The sequence below is a fragment of the uncultured Flavobacterium sp. genome, from assembly GCF_963975515.1.
Taxonomy (GTDB): Bacteria; Bacteroidota; Bacteroidia; order Flavobacteriales; family Flavobacteriaceae; genus Flavobacterium.
In genome coordinates, this window is record NZ_CAXBGY010000005.1 from 1 (window position 1) to 15,284 (window position 15,284).

Consider the following 15,284-nt stretch of genomic DNA (forward strand, 5'->3'; position numbering starts at 1 on the left):
GACGCATGGTTTTCATCCATGTAAGAGGGGTTCGATTCCCCTACGGGCTACAATTAGTTGTAAATAAGTTTTGTAAAATAAGAGTTAGTGTCTCTAGTTTTTATTTTATTAGTTAAAACCAAAGTGATTGTTTGTTCAATTATGGGAGGTTTTTCTTTTTTAACTAGTAGTTTATAAATAAAATTATTACAATTAAATTAAGAAAAAATGGCAAATCACAAGTCAGCATTAAAGAGAATTAGAACAAGCGAGAAGAAAAGAGTAATCAACAAATATCAGCATAAGACTACGCGTAATGCTATTAAAGCAATTCGTATGGCTACTGATAAAGCTGATGCAACAACAAAATTGAACGAAGTATTTTCAATGATTGATAAATTAGCTAAAAAGAATATTATTCATTCTAATAAAGCTTCAAACTTAAAATCTAAGTTAACTAAATATGTAGCTTCTTTATAAGAATTTACAAGTTTTAATAATATAAAGTCCTCTTTTTGAGGACTTTTTTTATGGATAAAAGTTAAGAAACAGTAAATATATCTAAAGTAATGCGTTGGTTTGTATTTTATTACAAAATAAGTATTACCTTTGCACCACTAAAAAAATAAGATGGAATCTATCAGAAACATTGCAATTATTGCACACGTTGACCACGGTAAAACTACTTTGGTTGATAAAATTATGTATCACTGTCAATTATTTCGTGACAACGAAAACACAGGTGATTTAATATTAGATAACAATGATTTAGAACGTGAAAGAGGAATTACGATTACCTCTAAAAACGTTTCTGTACAATATAAAGGAACAAAAATCAACATTATTGATACACCTGGCCACGCGGATTTTGGTGGAGAAGTAGAACGTGTATTAAACATGGCTGATGGTGTTTGTCTTTTAGTAGATGCTTTTGAAGGGCCAATGCCTCAAACGCGTTTCGTATTACAAAAAGCAATTGACTTAGGATTAAAACCATGTGTTGTAATCAATAAAGTAGATAAAGAAAACTGTACTCCAGAAGAAGTACATGAAAAAGTTTTTGACTTAATGTTTGAATTAGGTGCAGAAGAATGGCAATTGGATTTTCCAACTGTTTATGGTTCTGCAAAAAATAACTGGATGTCTGACCATTGGGAAAACGTAACTGATAATGTTGAAGCATTATTAGATATGGTTATCGAAAATGTACCAGCTCCTAAAGTTTCTGAAGGAACGCCTCAAATGTTAATTACATCTTTAGACTTTTCAAGTTTTACAGGTCGTATTGCTATTGGACGTCTTGAAAGAGGAGTTTTAAGAGAAGGAATGCCTATCTCTTTAGTAAAAAGAGATGGTACGATTTCAAAATCACGTATTAAAGAATTACATACTTTTGAAGGTCTTGGACGTAAAAAAGTACAAGAAGTTATTGCTGGAGACATTTGTGCAATTATTGGTGTGGAAGGTTTTGAAATTGGTGATACTATCGCTGATTTTGAAAACCCAGAAGGACTAGCTTCTATTGCAATAGATGAGCCTACAATGAGCATGTTGTTTACAATTAATGATTCTCCTTTCTTTGGAAAAGAGGGTAAATTCGTAACATCAAGACACATTAGAGATAGACTGACTAAAGAATTAGAGAAAAACCTAGCCATGAAAATGGGTGAGACTGATTCTGCTGATAAATTTATGGTTTTTGGTCGTGGTGTACTTCACTTATCTGTACTTATTGAAACAATGAGAAGAGAAGGATATGAATTACAAATCGGTCAACCACAAGTTATCATCAAAGAAATCGATGGTAAAAAATGTGAACCAATTGAAGAATTAACAATCGATTTACCTGAAAATCTTTCTGGTAGAGCTGTTGAATTCGTTACGATCCGTAAAGGTGAAATGCTTTCAATGGAAGGTAAAGGTGAACGTATGATTATTAAATTCAACATTCCATCTCGTGGAATTATCGGATTACGTAATCAATTATTAACTGCAACTGCAGGTGAGGCAATTATGTCACACCGTTATATTGGATATGAGCCTTTCAAAGGAGCAATTCCAGGACGTAATAATGGTTCGTTAATTTCTATGGAAAACGGAAAAGCAATTCCTTATTCTATTGATAAATTACAAGATAGAGGTAAGTTCTTCGTTGAACCAAATGCTGAAATTTATGAAGGTCAAGTTATTGGTGAAAACTCTCGTTCTGATGATATGTGTATCAACGTAACGAAAGCTAAGAAACAATCTAACGTTCGTTCTTCTGGAAATGATGAGAAAGCTAGAATTATTCCTCCAATCATTTTCTCTTTAGAAGAGGCTTTGGAATACATTCAAAAAGATGAATATGTTGAGGTTACACCAAAATCTATTCGTTTAAGAAAAATCTATTTGACAGAAACAGACAGAAAACGTTTCAAAATATAATTAAATTATTAAAATGTCTCACTTTTTTAGTGGGACATTTTTTTTATATGCCTATTTTTGCATTTCAACACAATTACTATGTATCGTTTATTAATTCGTCCTATCTTATTTAAGTTTGATCCAGAAAAAGTACATCACTTTACTTTTTCTTTAATTCGTTTTTTACATAAAATTCCTTTCGTAGGTACTTTAATCAATTCGTATTACGAAGTAAAAAGTCCAAAATTAGAAAGAGAAGTATTTGGATTAAAATTCAAAAACCCAGTGGGTTTAGCAGCAGGATTTGATAAAGATGCCAAATTATATAATGAATTATCAAATTTCGGATTCGGATTTATTGAAATCGGAACCTTAACTCCAAAAGCACAAGACGGAAATCCTAAAAAGCGACTTTTTAGATTGCAAGAAGATTCAGCAATTATTAATAGAATGGGTTTTAATAATGGTGGAGTTGAAGATGCAATAATTCGACTTAAAAAGAATAAAGGAGTTCTTATTGGTGGAAATATTGGAAAAAATAAAATCACTCCAAACGAAGAAGCAGTTAACGATTATGTAATTTGTTTTGAAGCTTTGTTTGATTATGTAGATTATTTTGTGGTGAATGTAAGTTCCCCAAACACACCAAATTTAAGAGAACTTCAGGAAAAGGAACCATTGAAAGCGTTGTTGAATACCTTGCAAAATCTTAATTTAAAGAAAGATAAACCAAAACCAATACTTTTAAAAATTGCCCCAGATTTAACAAACGAACAATTAGTAGATATTATTGAAATCGTAAATGAGACTAAAATTGCAGGAGTTATTGCTTCTAACACAACGATTTCACGCGATGGATTAGAATCTGCAAATAAATCAGAAATGGGTGGATTATCTGGAAAACCTTTAACTAATCGTTCTACAGAAGTCATTCGTTTTCTTTCGGAAAAAAGCAATAAATCATTTCCAATTATTGGAGTAGGAGGTATTCATTGTGCAAAAGATGCTTTAGAAAAATTAGATGCTGGTGCAAGCTTAGTGCAATTATATACAGGTTTCATCTATGAAGGTCCAAAATTGATTAAGAAAATCAATAAAGCATTGCTTAAGAAAAACTAATTCGAGTAAAAAATTCAACTACCAAACCAGCTAAAATTGCAATTCCAAAGCTTAATAACGTTCCAATAAGAACATACTCTGTGAGTTTTCTGTCTTTTGCTTCTTTCAAATCACCAAATCTAAAAATGGATTTTGCGGCCAATAAAAAGCCAATAGCTTCAAAATGATTGGTTATGATGAAACAAAATACAAATAAACGTTCTAAAATCCCAATGTAATTTCCAGCGTTTTGTAACGAATTATCTTCTTTATTCTTACTTTCTGGTGTCCAAATTGAAATAATATTCTTAATAATTATCGAAGTTGGTTTCGTCAATAAAACAATTCCAGTTATAAAAATCCAAATGTTACTGTTTAGATTTTGGAAATCAATTGAAGTATTATTATAAACCAAAACAATTATAAAAATCATTAGCAAATGCATTAGTTGATCTACTGAAAACCAAATTCGTTTCGTTTTTTTCTTTTGAAATTTTAGTTTAATTAAATCAATAATTCCATGTGAAACAGCTAATAAAACTCCATAAATTATAAAATCTGTTTTGGCTACAAAAAGCAATATCAATGCCAAATGTAGAGCAGTATGCAAATACAAATAAATACTTTTCTCTTTCTTTTTTTCTTTATCTGCAACCCATTTGTTAGGTTGTAATATAAAATCACCAATCAAATGAGCTAATAAAAGTTTTGTAAATAGAATCATACCTCAAGCATTTTTAATTTTTCAATATAAGCCGAATTTATTTCCATTAATAAATCAAAATTAGCTCTTTTTCGCCTTTTACTAACAGCTGCTTGGTTAATTTTTAGTATTTCACCAATTTCTTCTTGCGATAATTTTGAATTCTGAATAGCTAAAACAACAAATTCTGCTTGTTGACTTAACCAATTATCCATAAATGAAAGTCCTAAACGCAGTAATAAATTCATTTCTTTATTGAATGCTGCATTTGAAGATTGTAAAACTAAATTTGTTTTATTTTTCTTCATCAAGTCAAAAGCTTCTCCAGAATTTATAAAGGCACTTCCATTGCTTTCAGAAATTCGTTTGGCTTTATATGTTTTATCACCAATACCAATGCTCATTCTGGCATCTAAAGATATTTTTCGCAAATGTGCTTTTATTAGGAATGTAGCTAATAATGCTTCCTCGGTATTTTTTATTTCAATTTGAAATTCATCTCCACGATATATTTCCCAATCCATTGGGCTTTTCCCAAATTGAAGAAAAAGTTTCTTTAAACCTTCTAACCAATTGGCCGATTTTGCTCTGCGTGAACCTTTTACATCTCCTGTAATGATACAAATCATGACTTAAATTTTTATAACTCATTTTATGGTATGAGTTAAAATATAATTCAAATATATGTATTTATTTTAATTATTCCAATAAAAGGGAATATTATCAATTATTCCACATTTAAGGAATATATGCGTTTATTCCATATATAAGGAATGTTCTATTTTTTTTTATCAATCAAATTCTTCCTATCTTAGCACTTTAAAAGCAAATCATTGAATCCAAAAGTTAAAATAATCGAATGTCCAAGAGATGCTATGCAAGGCATCAAGGCATTTATTCCTACAGAAAAAAAAGTGCAATACATTCAAGCTTTGTTGCGTGTAGGATTTGATACAATTGATTTTGGAAGTTTTGTTTCTCCAAAGGCAATTCCACAAATGGTTGATACTGCCGAAGTATTAGCACAATTAGATTTGTCGCAAACTCAAAGTAAACTTTTGGCAATTATTGCTAACACACGAGGTGCAGAAATGGCTGCTAAACATAAAGAAATTCAATATTTGGGATTTCCTTTTTCGATTTCAGAGAATTTTCAAATGCGAAATACCCATAAAACTATTGCTGAATCGATTGTAACTTTAAGTGAAATTCTTGAAATTGCTGATAAAAGTAATAAAGAAGTTGTAGCTTATTTATCAATGGGTTTTGGAAATCCTTATGGTGATCCTTGGAATGTGGAAATCGTAGGAGAATGGACTGAAAAAATGGATAAAATGGGAGTAAAAATTCTTTCACTTTCTGACACTGTTGGTACTTCAAATCCTGAAGTAATTGATTATTTGTTTTCAAACCTAATTCCAAAGTATCCAAATATCGAATTTGGAGCACATTTGCATACAACTCCAGATAAATGGCATGAAAAAGTTGACGCAGCTTACAAAGCAGGTTGTCATAGATTTGATGGAGCTATTCAAGGTTTTGGTGGTTGTCCAATGGCTGCTGATGACTTAACTGGAAATATGCCAACGGAAAAATTATTATCGTATTTCACAGCAGAAAAAGTAGATACCAATTGTCATGCTATGAGTTTTGAAAGTTCTTATAATGAGGCTCTTAAAATTTTTACTAATTATCATTAAAATTTAATAAAGATTACTTTACACGATATCCAAATCTTCTCTTCTAAATAAAGTATAATAACTTCTTTTAAAAATTTAAACTAGACATTAAAATAATTTGTTAATATTATTTTAATTTATTCTAAATAAAGTTTGCGTAGTAGTTTTTAGCGTATTATTTTTGCATTATAATTTTTATGCAATCTAAATAACAATAACAATTTAAGAAATGAAGAAATTACTACTTTCATTAACTATTATGACAGCGGCATTTATAAATGCACAAACAGTTGGTGACTCAATTCAATTAGATCCTCAGAAACAACAAAATGCTGCTCAACGTATTTTATCAGGTAATTATGGTAAAGCTGTAACAATAGGTGGTTATGGTGAAATGTTATACAATCAGCCAGAAGGTGATAATGGAACGCTAGATGTTCAACGTTTAGTGATATTAGCAGGATATAAATTTGATGATAAAATTCAATTTGTAACTGAAATAGAGTTTGAGCACGTAGAAGAAGTATATGTAGAACAAGCTTTTGTTAATTATAATGTTGCTAATAATGTTAATTTACGTGGAGGACTAATGTTGGTTCCAATGGGAATCATAAATGAATACCATGAACCAACAACTTTTAACGGAACAAACCGTCCTTCTATGGATAAATCTATAATTCCAACAACTTGGAGAGAACTTGGAGTTGGTGTTTCTGGAAAATTTAATAGTTTGTCATTAGGATATCAAGCTTATGTTTTTAATGGTTTTAAATCGGTAAACTCAGATGAAAATGGAATCGTAACTGGTGGTTTATTAGGTGGTTCGAATGGTTTAAGAGGTGGAAGACAAAAGGGAATAGAATCAACTATTAATACACCTAACTTTTCATTAAAATTTGATTATTATGGTCTATCAGGTTTACGTTTAGGGTTATCAGGTTATTTTGGTAAGACTCAAGCTCCAGATGATGTTGATATGGTTGATGGAGCAGATGTTGGACTTACAATGGTAGGTTTAGATGCTCGATATGCTTATAAAAAATTTATGGCTAGAGGTCAATACATTATAGCTGATATTTCAGGAACTAATGAATATAATGCTCTTACAGGTCAAAACTTAGGAAGTCAATTATCAGGTTATTATGCAGAAGGTGCTTACAATATATTGCCTTCTAAAAAAGCTCAAAAATTATATGCATTTGCTCGTTACGAAAATTACGATACGCATGCAAAAGTGGGTGCAATTACAGAAAACTTAGGATACGATAAATCAGATATTACTTTAGGAATAACGTATCACTTAACTTCTGGAGTTGTTGCAAAAGCAGATTACCAATTTAAAGATAATGCAGCTTTATCAAGTAAAGATGTACCAAACCAATTGAATTTTGGATTAGGTGTTTGGTTCTAATAAAACATTAGTTTAGTTATAGTTATGAAACAACTAAAGAATAATGTTATTATCGTTTTTTAGTTGTTTCTTTTTAATAAATCAAGTATTTTTGTATCATGAAAATTAGAAGTCTTTTTACAATAATTTTATCGGTATTAATTTTTTTATTATGTTCTTTTGAGATACCAAAAAATCTCCAAAAGAAAGTAGCTAAAGAAATTAAAGCTAGTTATGGAATAGAAAATTATACATTGACTAACCTAACAGTAAATACTACAGTAAATAACACATTACCAATTAAAGTTACCAATGATAATTTTTATAAAGTTGTAGTTTCAAGTAAAGTTATAGGATATGTTTTTTTAGACAAAGCACCTAGTAAAACAGCTGAATTTGATTACCTAATTCTATTAGACGCTACTGGTACAATTAAAAAGTCTAACGTATTAATCTATAGAGAAGAATACGGTGGAGAAATAGGAAGTACGCGTTGGTTGCGTCAATTTATTGGAAAAAATATTAATGATGATTTAGTGTATAGAGATAATATTGATGCCATTTCTGGAGCAACAATTTCTGTTCGTTCAATGATAAATGCTACAAATAATGTGCTTAAAACAGTAAAAATTCTAAAAGAAAATAAAGTTATATAATGCAATTAGACGGACTTTTAGCTACTTTACCAAAACAGGCAAGAATATTTAGCGCTGCTTTTATTATTGTCTTAAGTATTGGTTTTTTTACTGGATTAACATTTGTTTCTCAAACAACTAACAACTCTTTAAAAGGAGTAGAAGAAAATTACCTAGGAAATGAAGAGGATTTAGAATCAGATATAATGATCTTCAAAAAGGGTGAAAGAGAAATGATAACGATTATTCACACGCATATTTTGTCACTTTCATTTATATTTTTTTTACAAGGAATTTTTGTTTTAATGACAAGTTTACCTAAAAAATTAAAAGGCTTTTTATTAGTAGAACCATTTGTTTCTATTATTGTAACTTTTGGGGGAATTTATGTTCTTTGGCTAGGTTTTACTTGGGCAAAATACTTTGTAATTCTTTCTGGAATAACTATGACTTTGTGTTTTACAATTAGTTCTATAGTTGTTTTGAAGCAACTATTAATAGTGAAGTCGAAAGAATAATTTTTTTTTATTTTAAAAAATTGACAACTAAATTCCTAATTCTGCCTTATTTTAATTAACTTTGCATGCAATTTAACTACAAATTGCAACATGAACGCACACACTACAAAAATCATCGGAGAAGGACTTACTTATGACGATGTATTATTAGTTCCTAATTACTCAGAAGTTTTACCACGAGAAGTTAGTATTAAATCCAAATTTTCTAGAAACATTACATTGAATACTCCAATTGTATCTGCAGCTATGGATACAGTTACCGAAAGTGCAATGGCAATTGCTATGGCTCAAGAAGGTGGAATAGGTGTTTTGCATAAAAATATGTCTATCGAAAAACAAGCAGCCGAAGTACGTAAAGTAAAACGTGCTGAATCTGGAATGATAATCGATCCTGTTACCTTACTTTTAACAGCAACAGTTGGTGATGCCAAAAGAGCAATGAAAGAACACGGAATTGGTGGAATTCCAGTTGTGGATGAAAGCATGACTTTAAAAGGAATTGTTACGAACAGAGATTTACGTTTTGAACGTAGAAATGATCGTCCAATTACGGAAGTAATGACCTCTGAAAATTTAGTTACTGCAAAAGAAGGAACAACTTTACAACAAGCCGAAGAAATTCTTCAAGATCATAAAATTGAAAAACTTTTAGTGGTTTCAGATAATAACAAATTGGCTGGATTAATCACTTTTAGAGATATTACAAAACTGACTCAAAAACCCAATGCTAATAAAGATAAATACGGACGTTTGCGTGTGGCTGCTGCTCTTGGAGTAACGGCTGATGCTGTAGAACGTGCAACGGCTTTAGTAAACGCTGGTGTTGATGCAGTAATTATAGATACAGCTCACGGACATACAAAAGGAGTGGTAGATGTTTTAAAATTAGTTAAAGCTTCATTTCCTAATTTGGATGTTGTAGTTGGAAACATTGCTACACCAGAAGCGGCTAAATATTTAGTTGAAAACGGTGCAGATGGTGTAAAAGTTGGAATTGGACCAGGTTCAATTTGTACAACTCGTGTTGTAGCTGGAGTTGGGTTTCCTCAATTTTCTGCTGTACTTGAAGTTGCTGCTGCTATAAAAGGTAGTGGTGTTCCTGTAATTGCTGATGGTGGAATTCGTTACACAGGTGATATTCCAAAAGCTATTGCTGCTGGTGCAGATTGTGTAATGTTAGGTTCGTTATTAGCTGGAACAAAAGAATCTCCAGGTGAAACAATTATTTTTGAAGGAAGAAAATTCAAGTCATATAGAGGAATGGGTTCTATTGAAGCTATGGAAGATGGTTCAAAAGATCGTTATTTTCAAGATGTGGAAGATGATGTTAAGAAATTAGTTCCAGAAGGAATTGTTGGTCGTGTACCTTATAAAGGAGAATTAAACGAAAGTATGCAACAATTCGTTGGTGGTTTAAAAGCCGGAATGGGTTATTGTGGTTCAAAAGATATTGCAACATTACAAGATACAGGTCGTTTTATTAGAATTACAACCAGTGGAATAGGGGAAAGTCATCCTCATAATGTTACAATTACTAAAGAAGCACCGAATTATTCAAGATAATTTAAGTTTTTTAAAACTAAATGGCTCGATTTAAAGAAAACGATTTACCTAAATCAAAGCTTAACGCTAGTACGTTAAGTAAAGCTCTTCAAATTTTTAAGTATGCAGATAATCATAAATGGAAATTTTATGTAGGGCTGCTATTTCTACTTTTAACTGGTGGAACTGCCTTGGCTTTCCCAAAGTTACTGGGAATGTTGGTAGATTGTGTGAACAATAAAGATTTAGTCAAAGCTAAAAACATTGCTTTAGGGTTAATGGTAATTTTGTTATTGCAATCCTTTTTTTCGTTTTTTAGATTATCCTTGTTTATTAATTTTACCGAAAATACCTTAGCTAATATTCGATTGGCTTTATATAGTAATTTGATTAAGTTACCCATGACGTTCTTCTCGCAAAAAAGAGTGGGAGAATTGAATAGTCGAATTAGTTCAGATATTACTCAAATTCAAGATACTTTAACGACAACTATTGCTGAGTTTTTAAGGCAATTTATTTTAATTATTGGTGGCGTTATTTTTCTAGCAACTATAAGTTTAAAACTAACCTTAATGATGCTTTGCATTGTTCCTGTTGTTGCGGTTGCAGCTGTAATTTTTGGTCGATTTATTAGAAAATTTTCTAAAGCTGTTCAAGATCAAGTAGCCGAAAGTCAGGTTATTGTGGAAGAAACTATGCAAGGAATTTCTAATGTAAAAGCGTTTGCTAACGAATGGTACGAAATTGCACGTTACAGGGGAAAAATTAACGAAGTGGTTAAATTAGCCATCAAAGGTGGAATTTATCGTGGTTATTTTGCTTCATTCATCATTTTTTGTTTGTTTGGAGCCATTGTAGTGGTTGTTTGGTATGGTGTTGTTTTGTGTATTGAAGGAGAAATAAAAGGAATTGGAGAATTAATTTCATTTGTGTTATACTCCACTTTTATTGGAGCTTCTTTTGGTGGAATTGCCGAATTGTATGCACAAATTCAAAAAGCCGTTGGAGCAACCGAACGTGTTTTTGAACTTTTAGATGAAGTGCCTGAAAAAATAAATGCTACTCAAAATCATTCTACTCAAAAAATAAAAGGTACGGTAAGTTTTAAAAACGTTGGTTTTTCATATCCTTCACGACCAGAAATTGAGGTTTTAAAAGACGTAAACTTTTCAGCAGGTTTTGGTCAAAAAATTGCCATTGTTGGACCAAGTGGTGCAGGAAAATCTACTATTTCGTCTCTTTTACTTCGTTTTTATGCTATTGATAAAGGAGAAATTTTAATTGATGATAAAAATATTTACGAATATGATTTAGAAAATCTTAGAGGAAATATGAGTATTGTTCCACAAGATGTAATTCTTTTTGGTGGAAGTATTCGTGAAAATATAACTTACGGAAAACCTGATGCGTCTGAAGAAGAAATTCTTATCGCTGCCAAACAAGCCAACGCTCTAGATTTTGTAAATGGTTTCCCTGAAAAATTTGATACACTTGTTGGAGAACGAGGCATAAAACTTTCTGGTGGACAAAGACAACGTATTGCAATTGCTCGTGCATTGTTAAAAAACCCAAGTATTTTAATTTTAGACGAAGCTACTTCTTCTTTAGATAGTGAAAGTGAAAAACAAGTACAAGAAGCTTTAGAAAATTTAATGAAAGGCAGAACAAGCATTATCATTGCGCACCGACTTTCAACGATTAGATCAGCTGATGCCATTTTGGTTTTAAACGATGGAAAAATAGTAGAACAAGGAACTCACAAAGAATTAATAGAAATTGAAAATGGAATTTATAAAAATTTAAGTAATTTACAATTTAGTGAATACTAGTTTTTGATTCAGTTGGCAGTGTTCAGTGAATAATACAAATAAAAAATCCTCTTGATTGAGGATTTTTTTTAGTTTTTATATTTTGTTTTTTATTAACCCGATTAAAAGAATTATACTTAAAAATGTTAAAGTAATTAGTATAATTGTTGTTATAACATCTCCATTTGTAAAATTATCTTTTTTATAAAATTTTACTTGTTCAAGTATTTCGAAAATAAAAATAAGAATTCCAATTAGAACTAATATTATACTAGATGAATTTAAAGTTTTTTTAATTACAGTTTCATTATTTGCTGTATTTTTAAATATCGTCAATACAATAGGTGTAAGTATAATAAATCCAAAAAAAGAAAAGTCTAAAAATTTTAAATTTGGATTATGTCCAGCAGTTCCAACAATAAAAACAGCAATAATATATAAAGGTAAAAAAAGAAATAATATTATTCTGTAAATTTGAAAAGTTAGTATGTATGTTTTTTTCATCGAAATTTTTATATAATAACTGCTGTTATACTCAGTCCCAGTGCAAGCTAATCAGTTTTGTTTTGGAAATTTTCAATAAATTAATTCTCGTTCATTTTTTTGTTTTAGATCGGTTTATGTCTTTTGTACCAACATGTTCGTGTATTGTTAGTTGCGTTGGCTAGAATTAAGTTAGTAAAATTGAGCGAACCAGAGGAATTTCCAAGTAGGCGAGAACCGAGCAATTAATTACACACGTTTTTTTATTCAATGGTTAATTCAATCGTTTCATTAGAGTAGCTTGAAAACCCTCCTTTTTCTCCTTTTGTTAAATCGACTTCCAATTTCAATTTCGAGTCATAATCTTTATACTTATCAATTAATTCTTTTGAAAATACTACTCTAATTTCAGTTTCTTCGTTTGGGTTGATTGTTTGTTTGTTCCAGCTTAAATAAGCAATCTGTTTGTCTATCTCAATATCAGAAATGTAAAATTCTTTTTTACCTCTGTTTTTTAAGATGAAAACGTAAGGTTTAGAGAAATCTTGCTTAAGTTTATTGAACTTTAATTTTCTGTCGGAAAACTCAAAACTAATCTCTTTTGAAGGTGCATTGTATTTAATTCCAAATTGGATTCTATTCCCATCATTTGAATTAATGCTCGTCATAGAATAACTTCTGTTTTCTGCTTGTTCAGCGATTAATATTATTTTTAATTCTCTTGTTTCTCCTACTTGCAAAGGTTTATCGCCTAAATCAAATTTAATGGCTTCGTCTCTGAAAAATGTTGGTCTGTCAAACGTAATTTCTTTATTTGAGTTGTTTTTTACTTGTATTATTTTAGTGATGTCTTCTTCTCCATTTGTTTTTCCAAAGTCGATTAGTAAATCTCCTATATTATTTTCTTGATCTATAGCGAGGTCAGTCAAGTTAAGAATTTGTAATCCGTATTTATCTTTAAACTCTTTTTCGAATTTTTCAAATTGTTCAGAAGTTGATTCATTTTTACCCCTATTTTCAATTTCCTCAATCACGTAAGAACCTAAATTTTGTGACCATTGCATCAAGGGTAAATTCAATTCCTCTAATATAATAGACTGTTTTTCTGTGATTAATTTTCCCGTTTTTGAATTAAAGAAATTTAGAAGGTTTTCGATTTCCGATTCTGTATAGTTTTTGGAATAAATAGGGCTAACTATTGTCTTAAGTTCATTGAGAGATTTTTTACGTACTTTTTTTTCCAATGAATCCCAAAAACTATCAGAAATTCCAGAATTATTTTGTTTCTGGTATTCGATAGTTTGAGTAATTAGTGTTTCGATATTACTAATAGTTCCGTCTAATTCTAAAAGGTTTTCAATTTTATCATCAAGAGATTGAGCGTTTATTTGAAATGCAAATAATGTTAAAAATGCTAAAATTAAATTGTTTTTCATATGTGTGGTAAATGGTAGATATTTATGACAATCATCAAACTTTTTTGTTATTCCAAATATAATAAAAATCCTGCAAATAAAACTAAACTAAAAAAAATATTTAATCTATATCTTTCCCTTTCAAACAACTACCTCTAGGTTGATTATTTTCTTGTAATACAATATCAGAATGTAGAAATTGTGCAGCTTCGGCTGAGTCTTTTACTTTTTTGGCACTTCGTTTTAGCATTTCAGTTTCAAAATCCGTTAAGATACTTTTTCTGATTCCAGCTTTTTTCCAATTTGAAAATGGGCCACAACCTTTGTAGATTCCTTTTGCTAATGAAAGTGCATCTAACAAAGCTTGGTTTGCTCCTTGTCCTTTAAATGGACTCATAGGATGTGCTGCGTCACCAATTAAGGTAATTTGTTTTCCTTTTTCTAATAATTCGGGTTTCAATAATTCTCGGTCATAAACAGGATAACCCGAAACTTGAGAAGCTTCAGTAGCTTTTAAAATCTGTGGAATAGGTGAGTGCCATTTTGTTCTTTGGCAAGCTTCTTCTTTTAAGGCTTCACAACCTTTGGCACTTAAGGCTTTTGCTTCTTCTTCTGCCATTGGAAAACTTAATTGCCACATCACAGAATTAGCATCATAAGGCATAATGTAAATTCGTTCGTTACCATTTCCTGTTTGGAAAACCGTTGCTGAATCTAACAATGAACTGTCAACACCTTCAAGAGCTGATAAAGGGCAAATTCCTAATATCACAATGCAATCTAAATAACGTAAAGGAGTAATTTCATCAGCGACTATTAGGTTTCTTACAGCACTTCGAATGCCATCTGCTCCAACTACCAAATCGGCTTTGGTGTTTTTTATAATTCCGTTTACTTGAAAACTTAAGTCAACCGTTTGATCGTCATTTTCCTTAAAATCAACTAATTGATGATTCCATTGTACAGCATCATTTCTTCCTAGTTGTTCTAATAAAGCTAAACGCAACGATTGTCGTGCAATATGAATATTAGTTCGTTTTGGAGTTTTTTTAGGTTCAGATTGCATCCATTTTCGCATTCCCCATTCACCTACAATTTTTCCTTCTGTAGTATGAACCAAATGTCTTGTAGAAACAACACCTTCTTCTAAAGAAAAAATTCCGAATCCTTCAATAGCTTTACTGGCTTGTTGTAAGGTCAGACCATAACCTTGAGAGCGTGCTTCAAAGTTAGCATCGCGTTCGTAAAGTATAAAAGGAATTCCACGATGTAAACAAGCAACTGCCAATGCTACACCACCAATTCCACCACCAATAATGGCAACATGTGGATAATTTTCTGAATCTGGAATAGGATGATTTTTACTTTGGATTAATCCAGAACCTGAACAATTTAAGCAAGAACTTAAATGTGCTTTTGGTTTAATTGGAGCAATTCCTTGATTATCCAATTTTTCAAATTCTTCTAGTTCTCTTTGGAAATTTAAACGCACTTTCTTTTTAAGCTTCTGACTTTTTTTGCCACGACCTTTACATTCGGGACAAATGGTCCAATTTGCTTTTTTGTTGGGTGCGTTTTTCATTTATGTTTTAAATTTTTACCGCAAATTCGCAAATTTTTTAAACAAT

At 30.8% G+C, this 15,284-nt stretch carries 14 protein-coding genes; 9 read left to right on the forward strand and 5 right to left on the reverse strand.

Annotated features, from left to right (window positions below; all coding sequences use genetic code 11):
• The first annotated feature begins 207 nt into the window (after nucleotides 1-207).
• The 3 genes from rpsT to AAC008_RS07300 all read left to right on the forward strand — a co-directional run bounded on the left by rpsT (nucleotide 208) and on the right by AAC008_RS07300 (nucleotide 3,504).
• Complete coding sequence (rpsT, locus tag AAC008_RS07290) at nucleotides 208-459, forward strand: 30S ribosomal protein S20 (protein WP_339888388.1); 252 nt, start codon at nucleotides 208-210, stop codon at nucleotides 457-459.
• A gap of 150 nt (nucleotides 460-609) precedes the next feature.
• Nucleotides 610-2,406, forward strand: coding sequence for a translational GTPase TypA (gene typA, locus AAC008_RS07295; protein WP_339888389.1), 1,797 nt, complete (start codon nucleotides 610-612; stop codon nucleotides 2,404-2,406).
• Nucleotides 2,407-2,484: 78 nt separating this feature from the next.
• The gene (locus tag AAC008_RS07300; RefSeq protein ID WP_339888390.1) at nucleotides 2,485-3,504 is read left to right on the forward strand and encodes a quinone-dependent dihydroorotate dehydrogenase; all 1,020 of its coding nucleotides are present in this window, start codon (nucleotides 2,485-2,487) and stop codon (nucleotides 3,502-3,504) included.
• Here AAC008_RS07300 and AAC008_RS07305 read toward each other — a convergent pair.
• Entirely contained in the window at nucleotides 3,491-4,207 is a 717-nt protein-coding gene (locus tag AAC008_RS07305) for a DUF3307 domain-containing protein (RefSeq protein WP_339888392.1), read from the reverse strand. The two genes, AAC008_RS07300 and AAC008_RS07305, sit on opposite strands and share 14 nt — an antisense overlap.
• Nucleotides 4,204-4,815, reverse strand: coding sequence for a hypothetical protein (locus AAC008_RS07310; protein ID WP_339888393.1), 612 nt, complete (start codon nucleotides 4,813-4,815; stop codon nucleotides 4,204-4,206). The genes AAC008_RS07305 and AAC008_RS07310 overlap by 4 nt, the downstream gene beginning before the upstream one ends.
• A gap of 204 nt (nucleotides 4,816-5,019) precedes the next feature.
• Here AAC008_RS07310 and AAC008_RS07315 point away from each other — a divergent pair, with 204 nt between their 5' ends.
• The 6 genes from AAC008_RS07315 (at nucleotide 5,020) to AAC008_RS07340 (ending at nucleotide 11,779) form a co-directional block, all read left to right on the forward strand.
• A complete protein-coding gene (locus tag AAC008_RS07315; RefSeq protein ID WP_339888395.1) occupies nucleotides 5,020-5,886 on the forward strand; it encodes a hydroxymethylglutaryl-CoA lyase in 867 nt (288 codons plus the stop codon).
• A 208-nt stretch (nucleotides 5,887-6,094) separates the two neighbouring features.
• Nucleotides 6,095-7,276, forward strand: coding sequence for a hypothetical protein (locus AAC008_RS07320; RefSeq protein ID WP_339888396.1), 1,182 nt, complete (start codon nucleotides 6,095-6,097; stop codon nucleotides 7,274-7,276).
• 98 nt (nucleotides 7,277-7,374) lie between these two features.
• On the forward strand, nucleotides 7,375-7,911 hold the full coding sequence (locus tag AAC008_RS07325; protein WP_339888397.1) for an FMN-binding protein: 537 nt from the start codon (nucleotides 7,375-7,377) through the stop codon (nucleotides 7,909-7,911).
• Nucleotides 7,911-8,408 (forward strand): hypothetical protein, encoded by a 498-nt coding sequence (locus tag AAC008_RS07330; RefSeq protein WP_339888399.1) that lies wholly within the window; start codon nucleotides 7,911-7,913, stop codon nucleotides 8,406-8,408. Before AAC008_RS07325 ends, AAC008_RS07330 begins: the two co-directional genes overlap by 1 nt.
• Before the next feature lie 90 nt (nucleotides 8,409-8,498).
• A complete protein-coding gene (guaB, locus tag AAC008_RS07335; RefSeq protein WP_339888401.1) occupies nucleotides 8,499-9,971 on the forward strand; it encodes an IMP dehydrogenase in 1,473 nt (490 codons plus the stop codon).
• A gap of 20 nt (nucleotides 9,972-9,991) precedes the next feature.
• Nucleotides 9,992-11,779 (forward strand): ABC transporter transmembrane domain-containing protein, encoded by a 1,788-nt coding sequence (locus AAC008_RS07340; protein ID WP_339888403.1) that lies wholly within the window; start codon nucleotides 9,992-9,994, stop codon nucleotides 11,777-11,779.
• Nucleotides 11,780-11,854: 75 nt separating this feature from the next.
• On the opposite strand, the gene AAC008_RS07345 is transcribed toward AAC008_RS07340, so the two are convergent.
• The 3 genes from AAC008_RS07345 to AAC008_RS07355 all read right to left on the reverse strand — a co-directional run bounded on the left by AAC008_RS07345 (nucleotide 11,855) and on the right by AAC008_RS07355 (nucleotide 15,238).
• On the reverse strand, nucleotides 11,855-12,262 hold the full coding sequence (locus AAC008_RS07345) for a hypothetical protein (RefSeq protein ID WP_339888405.1): 408 nt from the start codon (nucleotides 12,260-12,262) through the stop codon (nucleotides 11,855-11,857).
• 242 nt (nucleotides 12,263-12,504) lie between these two features.
• Nucleotides 12,505-13,677 (reverse strand): DUF1573 domain-containing protein, encoded by a 1,173-nt coding sequence (locus tag AAC008_RS07350; RefSeq protein WP_339888406.1) that lies wholly within the window; start codon nucleotides 13,675-13,677, stop codon nucleotides 12,505-12,507.
• A gap of 100 nt (nucleotides 13,678-13,777) precedes the next feature.
• The gene (locus tag AAC008_RS07355) at nucleotides 13,778-15,238 is read right to left on the reverse strand and encodes an NAD(P)/FAD-dependent oxidoreductase (RefSeq protein ID WP_339888407.1); all 1,461 of its coding nucleotides are present in this window, start codon (nucleotides 15,236-15,238) and stop codon (nucleotides 13,778-13,780) included.
• Between the last annotated feature and the right edge of the window lie 46 nt (nucleotides 15,239-15,284).

What these genes read in the sequence shown, in the direction of transcription:
- rpsT (WP_339888388.1), top strand. Translation starts at nt 208, where the DNA reads ATGGCAAATCACAAGTCAGCATTAAAGAGAATTAGAACAAGCGAGAAG.
- typA (WP_339888389.1), top strand. Translation starts at nt 610, where the DNA reads ATGGAATCTATCAGAAACATTGCAATTATTGCACACGTTGACCACGGT.
- AAC008_RS07300 (WP_339888390.1), top strand. Translation starts at nt 2,485, where the DNA reads ATGTATCGTTTATTAATTCGTCCTATCTTATTTAAGTTTGATCCAGAA.
- AAC008_RS07305 (WP_339888392.1), bottom strand. Translation starts at nt 4,207, where the DNA reads ATGATTCTATTTACAAAACTTTTATTAGCTCATTTGATTGGTGATTTT.
- AAC008_RS07310 (WP_339888393.1), bottom strand. Translation starts at nt 4,815, where the DNA reads ATGATTTGTATCATTACAGGAGATGTAAAAGGTTCACGCAGAGCAAAA.
- AAC008_RS07320 (WP_339888396.1), top strand. Translation starts at nt 6,095, where the DNA reads ATGAAGAAATTACTACTTTCATTAACTATTATGACAGCGGCATTTATA.
- AAC008_RS07325 (WP_339888397.1), top strand. Translation starts at nt 7,375, where the DNA reads ATGAAAATTAGAAGTCTTTTTACAATAATTTTATCGGTATTAATTTTT.
- AAC008_RS07330 (WP_339888399.1), top strand. Translation starts at nt 7,911, where the DNA reads ATGCAATTAGACGGACTTTTAGCTACTTTACCAAAACAGGCAAGAATA.
- guaB (WP_339888401.1), top strand. Translation starts at nt 8,499, where the DNA reads ATGAACGCACACACTACAAAAATCATCGGAGAAGGACTTACTTATGAC.
- AAC008_RS07340 (WP_339888403.1), top strand. Translation starts at nt 9,992, where the DNA reads ATGGCTCGATTTAAAGAAAACGATTTACCTAAATCAAAGCTTAACGCT.
- AAC008_RS07345 (WP_339888405.1), bottom strand. Translation starts at nt 12,262, where the DNA reads ATGAAAAAAACATACATACTAACTTTTCAAATTTACAGAATAATATTA.
- AAC008_RS07350 (WP_339888406.1), bottom strand. Translation starts at nt 13,677, where the DNA reads ATGAAAAACAATTTAATTTTAGCATTTTTAACATTATTTGCATTTCAA.
- AAC008_RS07355 (WP_339888407.1), bottom strand. Translation starts at nt 15,238, where the DNA reads ATGAAAAACGCACCCAACAAAAAAGCAAATTGGACCATTTGTCCCGAA.